The organism is Vibrio sp. 10N.222.55.C6 (assembly GCF_041473395.1).
GTDB classification, from domain to species: domain Bacteria; phylum Pseudomonadota; class Gammaproteobacteria; order Enterobacterales; family Vibrionaceae; genus Vibrio; species Vibrio crassostreae_C.
The window spans coordinates 1-364 of record NZ_JBFRSD010001093.1; the positions used below are offsets into that span (position 1 = coordinate 1).

Sequence of the window (364 nt, forward strand, 5' to 3'; positions counted from 1 at the left end):
GAGCAAGCTGGTGAAGCGACATTAAGCATCCCAGACAGCGATCGTATGTGGTATTCAGCAGGTCTCACCTACGCTATTTCAGAGAATATGACTGTCGATGCTGCATTTGCACTCGTACAAAGTGAAAGCGGTTCGTTTACCGAAACTGATGCGGCAGGACAAAAGCTTACATTTGATGCTGAAGGCGTTGCTTACCTTTCAGCGATACAACTTAACTACATCTTCAACTAACCGTACGGGAATAATTACATGAACAACAAATTTTCTTTATCTCTCGTATGCTCAGCATTACTACTTGCGGGCTGTGGCGACAATAGTGAAAGCTCTGGTGATTCAACAGCGGCACCTTATTCAGATGCAATCA

The 364-nt window shown here is 44.2% G+C and carries 1 protein-coding gene; it reads left to right on the forward strand.

Features of this window, described 5'->3' with window-relative positions:
* On the forward strand, positions 1-231 hold a 231-nt coding region (locus AB4486_RS27700), incomplete at its 5' end, for an outer membrane protein transport protein (protein ID WP_372120010.1).
* Positions 232-364: the final 133 nt, after the last annotated feature.